Source organism: Streptomyces sp. M2CJ-2 (assembly GCF_016757295.1).
Taxonomy (GTDB): domain Bacteria; phylum Actinomycetota; class Actinomycetes; order Streptomycetales; family Streptomycetaceae; genus Streptomyces.
Window position 1 is genome coordinate 1 of the sequence record NZ_JAESIF010000052.1, and the last position, 16512, is coordinate 16512.

Here is a 16512-nt window from a genome sequence, read left to right on the forward strand (position 1 = left end):
CACCGCCTCGTGCCCCTCACGGAACACGGTGGCCGTCACCTCGAACGTCTCACCGACGACGGCCTTCGCCGGCCGTCTGCCGCATTCGACGGCCGGCCGGACGTCCCGTACGGGGATACGTCCGATGGTCCGCGTCGTCTTCATGGGTCTGTACCTCCGCCGTGCTCGACGCCGGGCCGGCGCCCGGTCGTGGGGACCAAACTGAGGCGGGAAGGTCCGTCACCTTCCCGCCGGGGAGCGCCGCTCGATCGACGGCGGGACCCGTCTCGGCGGGGCGGTCGGACGAGGCCTGTCGTTCGCCGCCGGACCGGGCCACGCGTTCGCGGCCGGACGAGTCCACTCGTTCTGTTCCTGCAGGTAGGTGACGAGACTGGTACGCAGGTACCGTTCGGCGGCGTCGGCCGCCTCCCGCGCGCAGCGCTTGCCCATCAGCACACAGAGGGTGTATCCCGAGTCCTCGAACGTGGTGCGGACCGTGCGATCCGTCGGGGCGGCGAGCATCACGCGTTCCCAGGCCCGGTAGCGACGCAACTGCCGGGCGACTTCGGCTCTGGCGGGTAGCAGCATGGCGCCGTTCACCTTTCCGTGGCTCGATGGGGTACGTACTCCCGACGGCGGGGTGACGGTCGTGCGTACGGCGGCACGGACCCGTGACGGCGATCGAGGGTGTTCACACATGGTGCATGCCCGGTAACTTCGCGTCTTGTTGGTTTTTCAATCATTAAGAGCCGGGATGCGGGTCGGGCTCGGACCGGCTACGGCTCGACGGTGGGGCCCGGGGCGGGTCGCGTCATGCGCGGCTGTCGCCCCGGGGAGCTCGGCCGTGCGCTCGTGTTGCACGGATGGACCAACCGGGTCACGCTGATGGTGACTCAGAAGCGCCAACCGCTCACGTTTCGTGTTCGGGGCTCGTCCCGCAGGGGCGAGGGGAATCGGGAGCTTCGCGGTGAGGAGCCAATGACGATGAAGACGACAGTGCCCTGCTACTACCACCTCGACGTGGAAGTGACCCCGGAGCGGGTGGGGCAGGTCAGCCGCATTCTGGCCGCCCACCTCCGGCACTGGGACCTGGAGAACCTGATGGAGTCCGTCTGCCGCGGCACCGAGATGCTGCTGCACGCCATCGACGAGCACGCCACCGACAAGAACACGTCGATCGAGATGTGGTGGAACGGCCAGCACCTCATCACGGCCATCGGGGACCACGACCGCGCACTGCGGCCCGACCAGGAGCTGCGCGGCTGTCTGGAGCACATCGCGGCCAGCAGCGACGGCTGGGGCTGCTGTGCCACCGGGACCGGCAGCAGGGTCATCTGGTTCTCACGGCGGGCCCGGGCCGGCGAACGCGTCCCGCTGGTGCCGACCGCGCCCGATCCGAGGGCCAGCGAGGGCCTGGACCTGCCCCGCGTGATCAGCGTCGCCCAGCTGACCGGACTGGTGCGCACCCCGGCCGGCCTTCTGGAGGCGGCCCGGTGACCCGACGGAACAACCGGAAAGGGGCGCCCGCGTGGAGCGGGCGCCCCTACCCGCTGGGTGCGGTCCCCGACGGCGAGGGCACCAACTTCGCGTTGTTCAGCGAGGTCGCCGAACACGTCGAACTCGTCCTGGTGGACGACGCCGGCCGGCACACGGGCGTCCCGCTGACCGAGGTCGACGGGTCGGTGTGGCACGGCTACCTGCCCGGTGTCGGGCCCGGCCAGCGCTACGGCTACCGGGTGCACGGGCCGTGGGCACCGGCGGCCGGACACCGCTGCAACCCGGCGAAGCTGCTGCTCGACCCGTACGCCACGGCCGTCGACGGACAGATCGACAACCACCCCTCGCTCTACGAGCGCCGGCCCGACGGCCCCGACCGGGCCGACAGCGCCGGACACACCATGCTGGGTGTGGTGACCGACCCGGCGTTCGACTGGGGTGACGACAGCCGGCCCGGTCGGTCGTATGCCGACACGGTGATCTACGAGGCCCACGTCAAGGGCATGACCCGCGCCCACCCCGGCGTCCCCGCCGAACTGCGCGGCACCTACGCCGGACTGGCGCACCCGGCGGTGGTGGACCACCTGACCTCGCTGGGGGTCACCGCGGTGGAGCTCATGCCGGTCCACCAGTTCGTCCAGGACGGCGTGCTGCAGAGCCGCGGCCTGGCCAACTACTGGGGCTACAACACCATCGGCTTCTTCGCCCCGCACAACGCCTACGCCGCCCACGGCACCCGCGGCCAACAGGTCACCGAGTTCAAGACGATGGTGCGGACCCTGCACGCGGCAGGGCTCGAAGTGATCCTGGACGTCGTCTACAACCACACCGCCGAGGGCAACGAGAAGGGCCCTACCCTCTCGTTCCGCGGCATCGACAACTCCTCGTACTACCGCCTGGTGGACGGTGACTGGTCGCACTACTACGACACCACCGGCACCGGCAACAGCCTGCTGATGCGCCACCCCTACGTACTCCAGCTGATCATGGATTCGCTGCGGTACTGGGTCACCGAGATGCACGTCGACGGGTTCCGCTTCGACCTCGCGGCCACCCTGGCCCGCCAGTTCCACGAGGTGGACCGGCTGTCGGCGTTCTTCGACCTCATCCAGCAGGACCCGGTGATCAGCCGCGTCAAGCTCATCGCCGAGCCCTGGGACGTCGGCGAGGGCGGCTACCAGGTGGGCAACTTCCCGCAGCTGTGGTCCGAGTGGAACGGCAAGTACCGGGACGCCGTAAGGGACTTCTGGCGCGCCGAACCGCACACACTCGGCGAGTTCGCCTCCCGGCTCACCGGCTCCTCCGACCTGTACGCGCACAGCAGGCGGCGGCCCCGCGCCAGCGTCAACTTCGTCACCGCGCACGACGGTTTCACCCTGCGCGACCTCGTCTCGTACAACGACAAGCACAACATGGCCAACGGCGAGGGCAACCGGGACGGCGAGAGCCACAACCGGTCCTGGAACAGCGGCGCCGAGGGCGACACCGACGACCCGGACGTACTCGAACTCCGGGCCCGCCGCCAGCGCAACTTCCTTGCCACCCTGTTCCTTTCGCAGGGCATCCCGATGCTCTCCCACGGTGACGAAGTGGGGCGCAGCCAGCGCGGCAACAACAACGCCTACTGCCAGGACAACGAGATCTCCTGGACAGACTGGCGGCCGACCGACGAGCAGCGCGCCCTGCTGGACTTCACCCGGCGGGTCATCGCACTGCGGGCCGCCCACCCCGTGCTGCGGCGGCGCCGCTTCTTCCGCGGCGAGAGCGCGCGCCGCGCGGGCCGGCACCTGCCCGACCTGGTGTGGCTGCTGCCGGACGCCGAGGAGATGACCGACGATGACTGGCAGCGCTCCGACGCCCACAGCGTCGGCGTCTTCCTCAACGGCGACGCCATCGCCGAACCCGATCCGCGCGGCCGGCGCCTGGTCGACGACTCCTTCCTGCTCCTGCTCAACAGCCACTGGGAACCGGTGGAATTCCGCCTCCCGGCGGCCGCCTACGGCGAACGCTGGACGGCGCTGATCGACACCACCGACCCGGACGGCCTCCCCGACGAGTCGGAGCACAAGGCGGGCACCCGGCTGACGGTCGGACCACGCAGCCTGGTACTGCTGTCCAGGCCGTCACTCACCGCGAAATGAGACACGGGCGGGCCTGCCGGGCACACCGCCCGGCAGGCCCGGATCAGCGGCCGCGGCGCGCGGTCACCGTGAACTGGGCGCCCTCGTTGTCGCGCAGCACGGCCTCGTCCTCCCGCAGGGCCAGCACACTGCCGCCGTGCCGCTCGGCGGCGCGGACACAGGCGGCCACATCCGCCACGGTGAAGTGGACCTGCCAGCGCGGCCGGATCGCAGGATCGGGAGCCGACCCCAGCGCCCCCGACTCGATGCAGGCGACCACATGCCCTTCACTGCGCAGCACCACCTCGTCGCCCTCGTAGACGACCTCGGTGCGACCGGACCCCGCCGCACCCCAGTCGAACACCTCGCCGTAGAAGATCGCGGCGTCGAAGGCGTCACGGGTGTGCAGCCTGACGAAGGCGGGCTGTGACCGGCGCCAGCTGAGCCAGTGGGTGAACAGTTCGCCCTCCCAGACACCGAAGGTCGCGCCGTCCCGGTCGGCCAGCAGCGCCGCGCGCCCCGGAGGCAGGGAGAGGGGACCGACCGCCAGGGTGCCGCCGCGTTCCTGCACCCGCGACACGGCCTCGTCCGCGCTGCGCACGGCGAAGTACGGCGTCCAGGCCACGGCCATCCGCCACATGTCGGCCACCCCGGCGAGGCCGGCCACCGGCGCGCCGTCCACCAGGGCGATCCTGAACCGCTCGCCCAGCCGCGCAGGGCGCCATCGCCAGCCCAGCACGGCCGTGTAGAAATCCTCGGTCGACCCGATGTCGCGACTGGTCAGGCTCACCCAGCATGGTGTCCCGTACACGGATTGGGTGGAGAAGACGTCCGTCGTACCGAGGGTGGAGGGCGTGTCGTGGTTCATGGCAGTCGCGTCCTGATCTCGTCGGCCTGGCAGCCATCTGCAGGACTCCAGTGTCCGGCCTGTACCGCTCCGGGCGCCTGCCGAGTACCCCGGTGAGGGCGCCGAAACGGTGACCAGGACATCTCCGCGACGTCCGGGTGGCACCGGACGGGGCGAGTGACGACGATGGAGGGGCAGGACCCTGGGTGAAGGCACCCGAGCACCGGGTGAGGACACCACGAGAGCGGCACACCGGACCCGGAGGTGACCATGCCCACGGACGGGGACGCGGACGCGGACCGGATCCTCCGGCTGGAGGAAGAGGTGCAGCAGCTGAAGGAAGCGGTCGTCTCGCACGCGGTGGTGGACCAGGCGATCGGTGTGATCGTCGCGATCGGGCGGGTGTCACCCGATCAGGGGTGGACGGTGCTGAAGGAGGTCTCCCAGCACACCAACGTCAAACTCCGCGACATCGCCGGGACGATCGTCGGCTGGGGAAGCACCGGTGTGCTGCCGCCGGAGACAGGCGCTGAGCTGGAGAAGGTCCTGGACCGGATCAGCCGGCCTCCGTCCGCAGCTCCTCACGTACCTGGGCGAAACAGCTGCTGAGCAGCCGGGACACGTGCATCTGCGAGATGCCGAGCAGCTCGGCGATGCTGCTCTGCGTCATGCCCCGGAAGAACCGCAGATAGAGGATGAGCCGCTCGCGCTCCGGAAGGGCCTCGAGACAGGGCCGGACCGCCACCCGGTCGACGACGGTGTCGTAGGCGGGGTCCGGGCCGCCGAGCGAGTCCCCGAGCGCGTAGCCGTCCGTACCGGGCATCTCCGCCTCCAGCGACAGCGCGGAGAAGCACTCGAGGGCCTCCGCGCCGGTGCGCACCTCGTCCTCGGTCAGCTGCGCGTACGCGGCGATCTCGGCGGTCGTCGGGGCCCGGCCGGGAGTGGTCTGCGCCAGTTCCTTCACGGCGTGCCGCACCCGGTTGCGCAGGTCCTGGACCCGGCGGGGGACGTGCAGGGTCCACATGTGGTCCCGGAAGTGACGCTTGATCTCGCCGGTGACGGTCGGCACGGCGTACGCCTCGAAAGCGTTGCCGCGCGCCGGATCGTAGTGGTCGACCGCCTTGACCAGGCCCAGGGCCGCCACCTGGTACAGATCCTCCAGGGCCTCACCGCGCCCCCGGAAGCGGACGGCGATCCGCTCGGCCATGGGCAGCCAGGAACGGACGAGCTGGTCCCGCAGCGCCTTGCGCTCGGGGCCCTCGGGCAGCCGGGCGAGGCGGAGGAAGTCCTCGGCGGTGTCGGGTGCGTCGTGGTGGGGATGCGGCTTCGTGGTGCTGCCGGCGATACGCATGACGCGCACCTCCCTGAGCAGGTGCCGGGTGGACGGGCACCGTGGGAGCGCGGGCTCGGACCGCACGGAGGAGACCCCGGGGGCGGCGAGCCGGTTCCCACGGTCGTGCCTCCGGTCCGAAGCACTGGCCCTTTCATTCCCCCGCGCCGCGCCGGTGAAACTGCTTCCCGAATTTCCGGGGCGGGAATGCGCGGGAATACGAGGGAATACGCAGGAAACATACGCTGCGAAATCGCGGGAATTCATTGTGTGAAGTTCCGGAAGGCTCGGGGGAGCCGGTCGGCGGCCGGGACGCGGGCGGGTTCGCGTCCCGGCCGCCGGTGGCGCGGCCCGCCTCCGGGCCCGCCGATGTGATCGCGACACCGGACGTGATGTGCGGCACGCCGTGGTCCGGGCCGGACGGCCGGTCCGGCGGATTGTTCCAGCACAGCGCTTGATCAATGATCAGAGGGGATGAACCACCTGACCACGACGCATTCCGCGTATTTGACAGTGCCGGGAGCCCACGGATAGGAAGCAGCGACGGAAGTGGAAAGGTGAACCGTGTACGAGCCGAACGTGGTCGGGGACTGGCAGGAGTACGACGAGCATGCCGGTCTGCGGGTCAGCGTCCACCGTCTGGAATCGGGCGAACCGCCCCGGGGACGGGACGACGCCGCCCAAGGACTGACGTACTTCAGCGTCCGTGTGACCGTCGAGAACCGCGGTGAGCGGAAATTCGGGATTCATCTCGAGGACGGTCAGGTCGACGTACGGACAGGGCCCGACGGGGAGAGCGCGTTCATCGACTGGCGCAACTCACAGTTCATCGAGGGATTCGACGTCTATCCGCTGCGCCGCGCCACCGCCGTGCTCTACGCGGCAGCCCCCGAGACGTCCCTGAGCCATGTCGACGTCCAGGTCCAGCTCCGGGCCGACGAGGAGTGGACCGGCCGGCGCCTGTGGTCGGGGGCCATCGCCGTGCACGACGGGACCGCCGGGGCCCAGGGGGGCGGGGCCAGGGAGGGCCTCGCGCACCAGCTGAGCGCGTTCCTCCGGGACCAGGCGGAGGAGGGTACCGCCTGATCCGCCGTCAGTGGGCGATCCCGTCGATGATCTCGCGGGCGCCCTGGCGCAGCAGGGCCACGGCGACGGAGGTGCCGAGCGTCGCCGGATCCAGTCGGCCCGCCCACTCGTGGGCGTTCAGCCGCACCTTGCCGTCCGGCGTGAAGACGCAGGCCCGCAGCGACAGTTCGCCGCTCCGGTCGACTCGTGCGTACCCGGCGATCGGGCTGTTGCAGTGCCCCTGCAACACATGCAGGAACATGCGCTCGGCGGTGGCCTCCCGATGGGTGTCCGGGTGACCGAGGGCGCTGACCGCGTCGATGAGACCGGTGTCGCCCTCACGGCACTGCAGGGCGAGGACGCCCGCGCCGATGGGCGGCATCATCGTCTCGGGGGAGAGGACCTCGCTGATCACGTCACCCCGGCCGATGCGTTCCAGGCCGGAGACCGCGAGCAGTAGCGCGTCCGCCTCACCGGCGGCGAGCTTCGCCAGCCGCCGGTTGGCGTTGCCGCGGAACGGCACGCACCGGAGGTGCGGATGGGTGGCCGCCAGCTGCGCGACCCGGCGTACCGCGGAGGTACCGACCCTGGCCCCGACCGGGAGTTCGTCCAGAGTGAGTCCGCCCGGGTGCACGAGTGCGTCACGGACGTCATCCCGTTTCAGGAACGCGGCGAAAACGGTGCCCGCCGGAAGCGGGCGGTCGGCGGGCACGTCCTTGACGCAGTGCACCGCGACGTCCGCCTCCCCGGCCAGCAGCGCGGCGTCCACCTCCTTGGTGAACGCACCCTTGCCCTCCACCTGCGACAGGTCGCCCAGCCACTTGTCCCCGGTGGTCCGCACGGGGACGACCTCGGTGCGTACACCGGGCAGGGCGACCGCCAACTCGGCCTGGACACGCCCTACTTGGGCGAGCGCCATGGGTGAGTCGCGGGAGACGATTCGGATCAGTTCGGGGACCGACATGGCGACACGATAGACCTCTCCGCTCGAATCCCCCTGCAGGACGGACCGGTTGGGAGGCCGAACGGGGGATCCGTCCGGACTCCCGGTGACAGGCGGTCAGCTGTCCGGAAGCCGGTATCAGGCGTTCGGGTCGAACGGTATGCCCGACGGCTTCGCCGCGGCCAGATGGGAGGCGAAACTCCCGTCCTTGAGGCCGAAGTTCGCACTGCCGAAGTTGTGGGCGACGAGTTTTTCGCGCAGCCCGGCCGGATAGCCGTTCCAGCCGACCAGCGGCGGGAACTGCCAGCTGCCCTTGTGGTTCTCCGGCGGTTCGTCACCCGAACCGGCGAGCCGGAAGCAGTGCGTGCTGATGCCGTCCTTGTGGTACACGATCTTCGGATGCGTCCCGTCGAAGCGGACCGCCGACCGGGCGTGGATCGAGAACGAGCCGTGGTTGGACGTCGAGACGTACTGAGCCGTGTCGTTCTGCACCCACACCACGACATGCTCCCAGTCGTGGCGGTGGCCGCCGAGACTGACACCCGGCAGCGCCTGGTCCTTCTCGAAGTACAGGGCGTAGACGATGGCGCACCAGCCGTTGTTGCACTTCGAGCGCGAGTAGCCGTTGGTGCTGTCCAGGTCGGGGGCGTCACGACAGTTGCCGTTGAGGGCGCCGGTCGGGTTGAGCCCGGGGTTGATCGCTCCGTCCGGGCCGATCGCGGGTGTGGGGTAGCACCCGTCGGTGTCGTAGTCGTAGGCGGGCTGGAAGGTCCGGTCGAGGCTGTCCGCGTTCGCCGGCAGGGCCGGCGGCGGGGCGGCGAAGGCGGTGGCGGGGAAGGCGACGACGAGAGCGACGGCACCGGCGAGACCGGTCAGCCATCTCCTGCGGTGCGTTCGGAACGTGCTCGACGACACTGCGTCCTCCTCATGGTCCGGGCGCAGCCCAACGGCTGTGGGGGGCAAGGGAGTTCAGCATCCCGGCTGTGCACTTCCGTGCCAAGGGGCCACGGGCGTACCGATGGTGAAGCGCTGCCCAACACTCGACGAGCCGTTACCGGACCGTTCCCCTCCGTCCGGAATGCCGACGGCCGCTTTCTCGGGCGTGAGGTCCGGACGGGGCGCGCGGCCTGACGGTTTCGGCATGCGCCGCCCGGTCCTGTTCGCGCCGACCCCGGCGCGAACGGGAAGCCCGGTTCCCCCTGCATGCTCACTGGCCGGTAACGCCGCGTGGCGGGACGTCGGAGGAGGGACCGCGCCCCGGTCCGATCGCTCGCCCCGGGTCTGGACCTACGCGAGCGGCGCCGCGGAACTCGCGCCGACCGCCGGAGTGGCACTGCCGCAGACCCGCAAGGCCGCCGCGCCGGCCACGGCCGCCTTCTTCGCCGGAGTGCTCCCCGCCCGTGTGGCGATGGCCGTCGACCGGAGCCGCCGCCCCGCACCGCAGCGGGTCGCGACCCGGGGACGGCTGCCCCCGCAGGTGCCACCGGTGCTGTGGGCGCGCGGAGTCGCCAAGGGTGCAAAGGGCCGGTGGTGAGCGGGCGACCGCGGCAGTGGTGACGACATGGGCCGGCGGGCGGAGTTCGCCGGCGGGGCGGGGAGGTCAGAACTCCTCGTGCACCTCCGGGTCCCCACCGATGCGCCGGTGGGACCGGTCGGCGATGGCCCGCATCTGGGCGGCGTCCAGTTCGAAGCCGAAGACGTCGAGGTTGGCGCGCTGCCGTCCCGGATCGGCCGACTTGGGCACGGGCAGTGCGCCGAGCTGGATGTGCCAGCGCAGCACCGCCTGGGCCGGTGTGACCCCGTGGGCCTCGGCCACCGAGGCCACGGTCAGGTCGTCCAGCACCTGTGAACCCCGGCCCAGCGGGCTCCAGCTCTCGACGAGCACGCCCTTGTCCGCGTGGTAGGAGCGCAGTTCCTCCTGGGGGAAGAACGGGTGCAGCTCGACCTGGTTGACCGACGGCAGCACCCCGGTCTCCTTCTCCAGCCGTTCGATGTGGGCGGGGGTGAAGTTGGAGACCCCGATCGAGCGTACGAGCCCGTCCTCACGCAGTTTGATCATGGCCTTCCAGGAGTCGACGTACTTGTCGACCCGGGGGAGCGGCCAGTGGATGAGGTACAGGTCGACGTACTCCAGCCCGAGACGTGCGCGTGACTCCTCGAAGGAGGCGAGGGTCTCCTCGTAGCCGTGGTGGCGGCCGGGGAGTTTCGTCGTCACGACGACCTCCTCGCGCGGGACGTCGGCGCGGGCCACGGCACGGCCGACACCGGTCTCGTTGCGGTAGTTCGTCGCCGTGTCGACGAGGCGGTAGCCCATCTCCAGGGCCGCCGTCACCGACTGCTCCGCCTGTGCGTCGTCCATCGGCCAGGTGCCCAGGCCGAGGGCGGGGATCGTCGTGCCGTCGTTGAGTGCGTGGTTCGGGATGCTGATCACTAGGGGACCCTCCCATGGACAGTGTCGTCACCCTCCAGCCTCACCGACCGGACGGCCAATGATCAACCTGACGGGCGGGCCGGACGGATGACACGCACTCGCATGAATCGGCAGGAGTCCGTACGGATCGACACGGATCGACGGAGAGGGCGCACATGACGACGGGTGGAAGCGGTGCGGGCGGGGCGGGCGGAGGGAGCGCGGAGAGCGGGGCGGGCGGTGGGGAGGACGTCAAGGAGAACGCGGGCGTCGAGGTGCGTCCGGCCGCCGGGCACATCGGCGCCGAGATCACCGGCGTCGACCTCGCGGACGAGCCCGGCGACGCCGTGATCGCCGCCGTCCGGGCGGCGGTGCTGCGCTGGAAGGTGGTGTTCTTCCGCGGACAGCGCCTGGACCACGCCGGACACGTGGCGCTGGCGCGGCGGTTCGGTGAGCCGGTCGTCCTGCCCCGGCGCGGGAAGGCCTCGCCGCCCGGCTTCCCCGAGATCGAGACGACCGCCGACCGGCTGGAGCTCGGCGGACGGTTCGGCATGGAGCACGACGAATGGCTGCGGCGTCGCCGCCACACCCTGCTGCGCGGCTGGCACTGCGACCACGGCGCCCGTGTCGATCCGCCCGCCGCGACGATCCTGCGCGCGGAGACCGTCCCGCCCTACGGAGGCGACACCACCTGGTCGAATCTGGCCGCCGCCTACGCCGGACTGTCCGCTCCGGTACGGGAGTTCGCCGACCGGCTGCGCGCCGAGCACCGGCTGGGTGTCGGCTACCAGCCCCGGCCCGGAGGCGACGCGTATCTGCGGCACCTGCTGGACCATCAGACCGCCTCCGAGCACCCCGTGGTGCGGGTCCATCCGGAGACGGGGGAGCGGGTGCTGTTCGTCAACGGCTACTACGTCGAGCAGATCTCCGGCCTGTCCCGGCCGGAGAGCCAGGCCGTCCTGGAGATGCTGCTGGAGCAGGCGACCCGGCCCGAGTACACGGTGCGCTTCCGGTGGGAGCCGGGCAGCGTGGCGTTCTGGGACAACCGTGCCACCATCCACCTGGCTCCGAGCGACGCCGCCCACCTGGGCCACCCGCGGATCATGCACCGGGTGATGCTGACCGGTGACGTGCCGGTGGGTGTCGACGGCCGTCCCTCAAAGCCGATCACCGGAACCGCCCCGGGACGCTGGTGACCGACCGGTCAGCCGACCACCCCTATTCGAACCGTGAGGTGTCGCCCGCGCCCCGCCGTACGATCTCCGCCTCCCCGCCCGAGAAGTCGATCACCGTGGTCGGCTCGGTGCCGCAGTCCCCGGAGTCGAGCACCGCGTCCACCTGGTGGTCGAGCCGGTCCTTGATCTCCCAGCCCTGGGTCATCGGCTCGTCCTCACCGGGCAACAGCAGGGTGCTGGACAGCAGGGGCTCGCCGAGCTCCGCCAGCAGCGCCTGGGTGACGACGTGATCGGGGATGCGCACGCCGACGGTTTTCTTCTTCGGATGCTGCAGCATGCGCGGCACCTCCTTCGTCGCGGGCAGGATGAACGTGTAGCTGCCCGGCGTGGACGCCTTGACCGCGCGGAACACGTCGTTGTCGATCCGTACGAACTGGCCGAGCTGCGCGAAATCCCGGCACACCAGAGTGAAGTGGTGGCGGTCGTCCAGCTTGCGGATGGTACGGATCCGGTCGATGCCCTCCCGGCTGCCCAGTCGGCAGCCGAGCGCGTAGCAGGAGTCCGTGGGGTACGCGACCAGGGCGTCGGCGCGGATGCTGCCGGCGACCTGGGCGATGGTGCGCGGCTGGGGGTTGTCGGGGTGCACGTCGAAGTACTTCGCCATTCACCGAGCTTATGCCGCCCGGGTGGCAGGACCGCACACCCCGGCCGGTGCCCGCCCGCGCCCCGGCCGGGCGCAGGGCACCCTGGACGCTGTGTCCGCCCATGGTGAGCTCGACGCATCGGTGGGGTAACGTCCGGGGCCGTGCGGAGGACGCCCGGCGGAACGAGGGGAAGACCGAGGTGACAGCCCGTAAGGACGGAATCCGGCGGCCGGAGCCGACGGCAGGGGAGCGATCGGAGCAACCCGGTTGGGCGCAGGAACTACTGGAGCACCTGCGGCCGACGGGCCGTGACGTCCGCAGGATCGTCGACTGGCTCGCCGGCACCGTGCACGCGTCGGTGGCTCTCCGGAACGCCTCCGGCGCCCTCGTCGCCGGGACCGGGCTGCCGCTGGACGAGGACCTCGTCGCCGCTGTCACCTCGGGCCGGATCGCCTCCGCGGCCTGGGAGGACGGCGAGCACCACCTGCGCCTGGTGAAGGTCGGGCACCCCTTTGAGGTCTGGGCACTGGCAGTCTCCCGAGACGCCCCCTTCGACCGGCGCAGTGCCGACATCGTCGCGCACACCGCCCAGGTCGTTGAGCTGTTGCTGACCGCCCGCGAGACCGCCGCGGCCGGGCAGCGGCTGCGGCGGGCCAGCGCCGACCTGCGGCTGGCGATCCTGCAACTCCTCATGGTCGAGGACACCGTCGCCGCCCGTCGGGTGGCCGCGGGACTCTGGCCGGGCCTGCTCGACGCCGACACGGCATGCGTCTACGTCGTCGAGTCCGAGCCCGCCCACCGCGACCGCCTCGCGGAGGAGTGTCTGGACACCACGGAGGAGGAGGCCCTGGTCGTGCGGTGCCCGGCCATGGACGGGCACGTGATCGTCGTCAGCCCCCGCGAGGCCACCGCCGGCGAACTGAAGTCCCTGGTCGAACGGCACCCGGACACCTTCCTCGGGGGCAGCGTCTGGCAGAGCCTGGCCCGGACCGCCACCGCGTACGGGCAGGCCGTCAGCGCCCTCGCCGTGGCGCGCTTCCGCCCGGACAAGACGGCGGTGTACGCCGAGCGCACCCATCCCGAGCGGCTGATGGACCCTGCGGCCCTGCGCGGCTGGGCGGCCCGGCTGCTGCGTCCACTGGACGCCGTCCCGCACCACACCCGCGCCGAGCTCCTCGCCACCACCCGCCTCGGCCTGGAGTTCACCGCCGTCAACACGGCCAAGATCCTCGGCGTGAGCCGCAACACGGTGCGCGCCCGCATGGAACGCGTCGAGACCATGCTGGGCACCGACTTCGACGACGTCACCGCCCGTGCCGTCGTGCACCTGGCGCTGCACACCCAGATCAACCTCCAGGACGGACAGGCCGGCGGCACCTGCGCGACACCCGCCTCAAGGCTCACGCCTTTGGTGTCCGGGCCCGCCGTACGCTCCTGGGCCAAAGAGCTGCTCGAACGGCTGGACCGGGACGCCCGCCCCCTGCGGCGCACGCTGCGTACCTGGATCGCCGCCGGCGTCAACGCCGAGCGGGCCGCACAGGTCCTGGGCGTCCACGCACAGACCGTGCGCGAGCACGTCCGCAGCTCCGAGCCGGTCCTGGAACGCCAGTTGCTGGCCGCCGGGACGGACCTGTACGAGGTCGTGCTGGCCCATCTGGCGCTGGGAGACCTCGAGCACCCGGCGTTCACGGGTCCCGCACCGGCACCCTCGTCCGGTTGAACGACGGACCGGACCGGATTCTCGACGGTTCGGTGGCCGACCGCGCGCGGGGTGAAACGGGTTTTATCGGACTCGCTTGTGCACGGCTGAGTCCTGCGGCCGTCGCAGCAGGCATCGGTGCGATACACACCCGCGTCGCCGTTCACATAGGTTCGTCCCTGCCGCGGGAGCACGACCGGAACGGGGGACCGGTCGCGCTCCCGCGTGTCCTTCCCCCCAGGACCCGTCGCCGGCCCATCTCATGACAGCCGTGGCGGCCGCGGACTGCCCCGCCGTTCTCGCACCGACCCGCGCGTCGCGGGTGTGCGCGCCGTCGCTCCGAGTCGCCGCTCTCCGCGATGCACGGCAGCATGGCCCTCGTACGCACGCCACCGGCAAGACGCGCGCGGCCAGGCCGTCCGGCGGTGGGAGGTTCCGTGAGCGGGCCCCGGTTTCCGGGGCCCGCGAGCCCGGGGCACCGGAGGAACACATCACCCGGGCCGGCCGCGACGGCCGGCCCACGGCCACACACCACCGTGTCCCGGCCCGCCACCAGTCATGAGCAGCCGAAGGAGTCCACGAACATGACGGACGTTTCGAGCCGGGGTCCTGCCCCGGGCGACGACCGCAAGGTACTCACCAACCGGCAGGGCCATCCGGTCCACGACAACCAGAACCAGCGCACGGTCGGCGCCCGCGGGCCCGCCACGCTGGAGAACTACCAGTTCCTGGAGAAGATCAGCCACTTCGACCGGGAGCGCATCCCCGAGCGTGTCGTGCACGCCCGGGGAGTGACCGCGTACGGTCACTTCGAGGCCTACGGCACCTGGGGCGACGAGCCGGTCAGCCGTTACACCCGGGCCCTGCTGTTCCAGGAGCGCGGCAAGCGTACGGACGTGGCCGTCCGGTTCTCCACCGTCATCGGCGGACGCGACTCCTCCGAGGCCGCCCGCGACCCGCGCGGCTTCGCCGTGAAGTTCTACACCGAGGACGGCAACTGGGACCTCGTCGGCAACAACCTCGGCGTCTTCTTCATCCGGGACGCGATCAAGTTCCCGGACGTCATCCACGCCCTCAAGCCCGACCCCGTCACCTTCGAGCAGCAGCCGCGGCGCATCTTCGACTTCATGTCGCAGACGCCCGAGTGCATGCACATGCTGGTCAACCTGTTCAGTCCGCGCGGCATCCCCGCGGACTACCGTCACATGCAGGGCTTCGGCGTGAACACCTACAAATGGGTGAACACCGAGGGCGAGACCAAGCTCGTCAAGTACCACTGGATGCCCAAGGCGGGCGTCCGCTCCATGACCGAGGAGGACGCCGCGAACGTCCAGGCCGACTCCCTCGGCCACGCCACCAAGGACCTCTACGGGGCGGTGGGGCGCGGTGACTACCCGGAGTGGGAACTGCTCGTCCAGATGATGGACGATCACGAGCACCCGGAGCTGGACTTCGACCCGCTCGACGACACCAAGACCTGGCCCGAGCAGGACTTCCCGCCGAAGCCGGTGGGCCGGATGGTGCTCGACCGGATGCCGGAGAACTACTTCGCCGAGAACGAGCAGATCTCCTTCGGCACCGGTGTCCTCGTCGACGGTCTGGACTTCTCCGACGACAAGATGCTCGTCGGCCGGACCTTCTCCTACAGCGACACCCAGCGCCACCGGGTCGGCCCGAACTACCTCCAGCTCCCCGTCAACCAGGCCAAGGCCGCCGAGGTGAACACCAACCAACGCGATGGCCAGATGACCTACCTCGTGGGCCAGACAGGGGAGAACCCCCAGGTCAACTACGAACCGTCGATCACCGGCGGCCTGCGTGAGGCCAAGGAGCCGTCGCACGACGAGCAGGGCCCGGAGATCCGGGGCTACCTCACCCGCAAGCGCATCCCCCGCACCAACGACTACCTCCAGGCGGGCCAGCGCTACCTGCTCATGGAGGACTGGGAGCGCGACGACCTGGTGAAGAACTTCGTCGACCTGATCTCCCAGTGCGACCGGCCGGTGCAGGAGCGCATGGTGTGGCACTTCCTGCTGGTCGAGAACGAACTCGGCCGCCGGGTCGGCGACGGACTCGGCATCTCTCCGGGGGACGTCGCCGGTCTGGAACCCCTGGTCGGCCAGGACCTCACCGACGAGGACCGCAAGCGGCTGGCCAACCTGGGCGACAACCCGCCGCGTGACGTGCGGGGACTGACGATGACCCACTGCGTCCCCGACGAACGGCACGTGGTGAACCGCTGAACAGGTCACCGGCCCCCGGGCCGGCCCCGCCACGGGGCCGACCCGGGGTGTTCGCGTCGCGCGCCCCTTCGCGCCCGGCACTCGCACCCCGACTTGTCACAACTCGTCACGCAGGACGGTGAAAACGCGCTGCCCGCCGATCGAACGGACCGGTTCCGGGGACCAATCGAGTCATGACAAGCGCATCGTTCCAACGCACCCTCACCCTGCCCGCCTCCGTGTGCGACCAGGCCGCACAGCACCTGGAGCAGGCCGCCAAACGGACCGTCGACGGGGCCGGGATCCCGTTGAAGGCGTTCCGCACGGCCGCCGACAGCGACTACACCCTCCCGGTCTCCGTGGTGGAACAGGCCGCGGCCTGCCTGCTCGTCCTGGCCACCGAGACCGCCCAGACGGTACGGCCGTCGGCGCTGCGCGCCACCATCAGTGTCGCCCTGAGCCTGCGCGACGCCGCCCAGGCGGTCCGCCGGCCCGCGCTCACGAACCGGTTCTGGTGAGACACCGTCCGCCGTCACCACAGCGGGTGTCGCCGCATGGCCCGTTCCCGCGGGGGAACCCGG

Annotated in this window: 17 protein-coding genes; 9 read left to right on the forward strand and 8 right to left on the reverse strand. The window is 70.9% G+C overall.

The features are described from left to right. On the reverse strand, positions 1-144 hold a 144-nt coding region (locus JL475_RS28695), incomplete at its 3' end, for a maltotransferase domain-containing protein (RefSeq protein WP_202280875.1). A 75-nt stretch (positions 145-219) separates the two neighbouring features. Next, complete coding sequence (locus JL475_RS28700) at positions 220-567, reverse strand: DUF5133 domain-containing protein (protein WP_202280876.1); 348 nt, start codon at positions 565-567, stop codon at positions 220-222. Positions 568-963: 396 nt separating this feature from the next. Here JL475_RS28700 and JL475_RS28705 point away from each other — a divergent pair, with 396 nt between their 5' ends. Together JL475_RS28705 and glgX are read left to right on the forward strand one after the other, a co-directional pair. Continuing rightward, on the forward strand, positions 964-1476 hold the full coding sequence (locus tag JL475_RS28705) for a pep a2 (protein ID WP_202280877.1): 513 nt from the start codon (positions 964-966) through the stop codon (positions 1474-1476). Next, positions 1473-3617, forward strand: coding sequence for a glycogen debranching protein GlgX (glgX, locus tag JL475_RS28710; RefSeq protein WP_202280878.1), 2145 nt, complete (start codon positions 1473-1475; stop codon positions 3615-3617). The genes JL475_RS28705 and glgX overlap by 4 nt, the downstream gene beginning before the upstream one ends. A 43-nt stretch (positions 3618-3660) precedes the next feature. On the opposite strand, the gene JL475_RS28715 is transcribed toward glgX, so the two are convergent. Next, on the reverse strand, positions 3661-4464 hold the full coding sequence (locus JL475_RS28715) for a VOC family protein (RefSeq protein ID WP_202280879.1): 804 nt from the start codon (positions 4462-4464) through the stop codon (positions 3661-3663). A gap of 249 nt (positions 4465-4713) precedes the next feature. Between JL475_RS28715 and JL475_RS28720 the strand changes: the two genes are divergently transcribed. Next, a complete protein-coding gene (locus tag JL475_RS28720; protein ID WP_202280880.1) occupies positions 4714-5052 on the forward strand; it encodes an ANTAR domain-containing protein in 339 nt (112 codons plus the stop codon). On the opposite strand, the gene JL475_RS28725 is transcribed toward JL475_RS28720, so the two are convergent. Next, positions 5000-5794 carry an RNA polymerase sigma factor SigF gene (locus JL475_RS28725; protein ID WP_202280881.1) on the reverse strand — a complete coding sequence of 265 codons (795 nt, stop codon included), beginning with the start codon at positions 5792-5794 and terminating at the stop codon, positions 5000-5002. The two genes, JL475_RS28720 and JL475_RS28725, sit on opposite strands and share 53 nt — an antisense overlap. Before the next feature lie 543 nt (positions 5795-6337). Here JL475_RS28725 and JL475_RS28730 point away from each other — a divergent pair. Continuing rightward, positions 6338-6859 carry a hypothetical protein gene (locus tag JL475_RS28730; protein ID WP_202280882.1) on the forward strand — a complete coding sequence of 174 codons (522 nt, stop codon included), beginning with the start codon at positions 6338-6340 and terminating at the stop codon, positions 6857-6859. A 7-nt stretch (positions 6860-6866) separates the two neighbouring features. Here JL475_RS28730 and hemC read toward each other — a convergent pair whose 3' ends face one another. Beyond that, entirely contained in the window at positions 6867-7802 is a 936-nt protein-coding gene (gene hemC, locus JL475_RS28735) for a hydroxymethylbilane synthase (RefSeq protein WP_202280883.1), read from the reverse strand. A 117-nt stretch (positions 7803-7919) separates the two neighbouring features. Beyond that, a complete protein-coding gene (locus tag JL475_RS28740; protein WP_202280884.1) occupies positions 7920-8696 on the reverse strand; it encodes an NPP1 family protein in 777 nt (258 codons plus the stop codon). A gap of 226 nt (positions 8697-8922) precedes the next feature. Here JL475_RS28740 and JL475_RS28745 point away from each other — a divergent pair, with 226 nt between their 5' ends. Continuing rightward, entirely contained in the window at positions 8923-9315 is a 393-nt protein-coding gene (locus JL475_RS28745) for a hypothetical protein (protein WP_237408566.1), read from the forward strand. A gap of 66 nt (positions 9316-9381) precedes the next feature. Here JL475_RS28745 and JL475_RS28750 read toward each other — a convergent pair whose 3' ends face one another. Next, a complete protein-coding gene (locus tag JL475_RS28750; RefSeq protein ID WP_202280885.1) occupies positions 9382-10212 on the reverse strand; it encodes an aldo/keto reductase in 831 nt (276 codons plus the stop codon). A gap of 155 nt (positions 10213-10367) precedes the next feature. On the opposite strand from JL475_RS28750, the gene JL475_RS28755 reads away from it, so the two are divergent. Next, positions 10368-11387: a TauD/TfdA family dioxygenase gene (locus JL475_RS28755; protein ID WP_237408567.1), complete on the forward strand. Its 1020-nt coding sequence runs from the start codon at positions 10368-10370 to the stop codon at positions 11385-11387. A 22-nt stretch (positions 11388-11409) separates the two neighbouring features. On the opposite strand, the gene JL475_RS28760 is transcribed toward JL475_RS28755, so the two are convergent. Then, positions 11410-12030, reverse strand: a complete 621-nt coding sequence (locus tag JL475_RS28760) for an L-threonylcarbamoyladenylate synthase (protein WP_202280886.1) — start codon at positions 12028-12030, stop codon at positions 11410-11412. Positions 12031-12209: 179 nt separating this feature from the next. Between JL475_RS28760 and JL475_RS28765 the strand changes: the two genes are divergently transcribed. From JL475_RS28765 to JL475_RS28775, 3 genes are all read left to right on the forward strand, one after another. Then, complete coding sequence (locus tag JL475_RS28765; RefSeq protein ID WP_307825188.1) at positions 12210-13730, forward strand: helix-turn-helix domain-containing protein; 1521 nt, start codon at positions 12210-12212, stop codon at positions 13728-13730. A 563-nt stretch (positions 13731-14293) separates the two neighbouring features. Beyond that, positions 14294-15952, forward strand: a complete 1659-nt coding sequence (locus JL475_RS28770; RefSeq protein ID WP_202280888.1) for a catalase — start codon at positions 14294-14296, stop codon at positions 15950-15952. Positions 15953-16125: 173 nt separating this feature from the next. Further along, complete coding sequence (locus JL475_RS28775) at positions 16126-16449, forward strand: hypothetical protein (RefSeq protein WP_202280889.1); 324 nt, start codon at positions 16126-16128, stop codon at positions 16447-16449. The last annotated feature ends 63 nt before the right edge of the window (positions 16450-16512 follow it).

Coding starts and splice junctions, on each gene's coding strand:
- JL475_RS28715 (WP_202280879.1), bottom strand. CDS start 4,464: ATGAACCACGACACGCCCTCCACCCTCGGTACGACGGACGTCTTCTCC.
- JL475_RS28770 (WP_202280888.1), top strand. CDS start 14,294: ATGACGGACGTTTCGAGCCGGGGTCCTGCCCCGGGCGACGACCGCAAG.
- JL475_RS28705 (WP_202280877.1), top strand. CDS start 964: ATGAAGACGACAGTGCCCTGCTACTACCACCTCGACGTGGAAGTGACC.
- JL475_RS28755 (WP_237408567.1), top strand. CDS start 10,368: ATGACGACGGGTGGAAGCGGTGCGGGCGGGGCGGGCGGAGGGAGCGCG.
- JL475_RS28720 (WP_202280880.1), top strand. CDS start 4,714: ATGCCCACGGACGGGGACGCGGACGCGGACCGGATCCTCCGGCTGGAG.
- JL475_RS28700 (WP_202280876.1), bottom strand. CDS start 567: ATGCTGCTACCCGCCAGAGCCGAAGTCGCCCGGCAGTTGCGTCGCTAC.
- JL475_RS28775 (WP_202280889.1), top strand. CDS start 16,126: ATGACAAGCGCATCGTTCCAACGCACCCTCACCCTGCCCGCCTCCGTG.
- JL475_RS28745 (WP_237408566.1), top strand. CDS start 8,923: ATGCGCCGCCCGGTCCTGTTCGCGCCGACCCCGGCGCGAACGGGAAGC.
- JL475_RS28725 (WP_202280881.1), bottom strand. CDS start 5,794: ATGCGTATCGCCGGCAGCACCACGAAGCCGCATCCCCACCACGACGCA.
- JL475_RS28760 (WP_202280886.1), bottom strand. CDS start 12,030: ATGGCGAAGTACTTCGACGTGCACCCCGACAACCCCCAGCCGCGCACC.
- hemC (WP_202280883.1), bottom strand. CDS start 7,802: ATGTCGGTCCCCGAACTGATCCGAATCGTCTCCCGCGACTCACCCATG.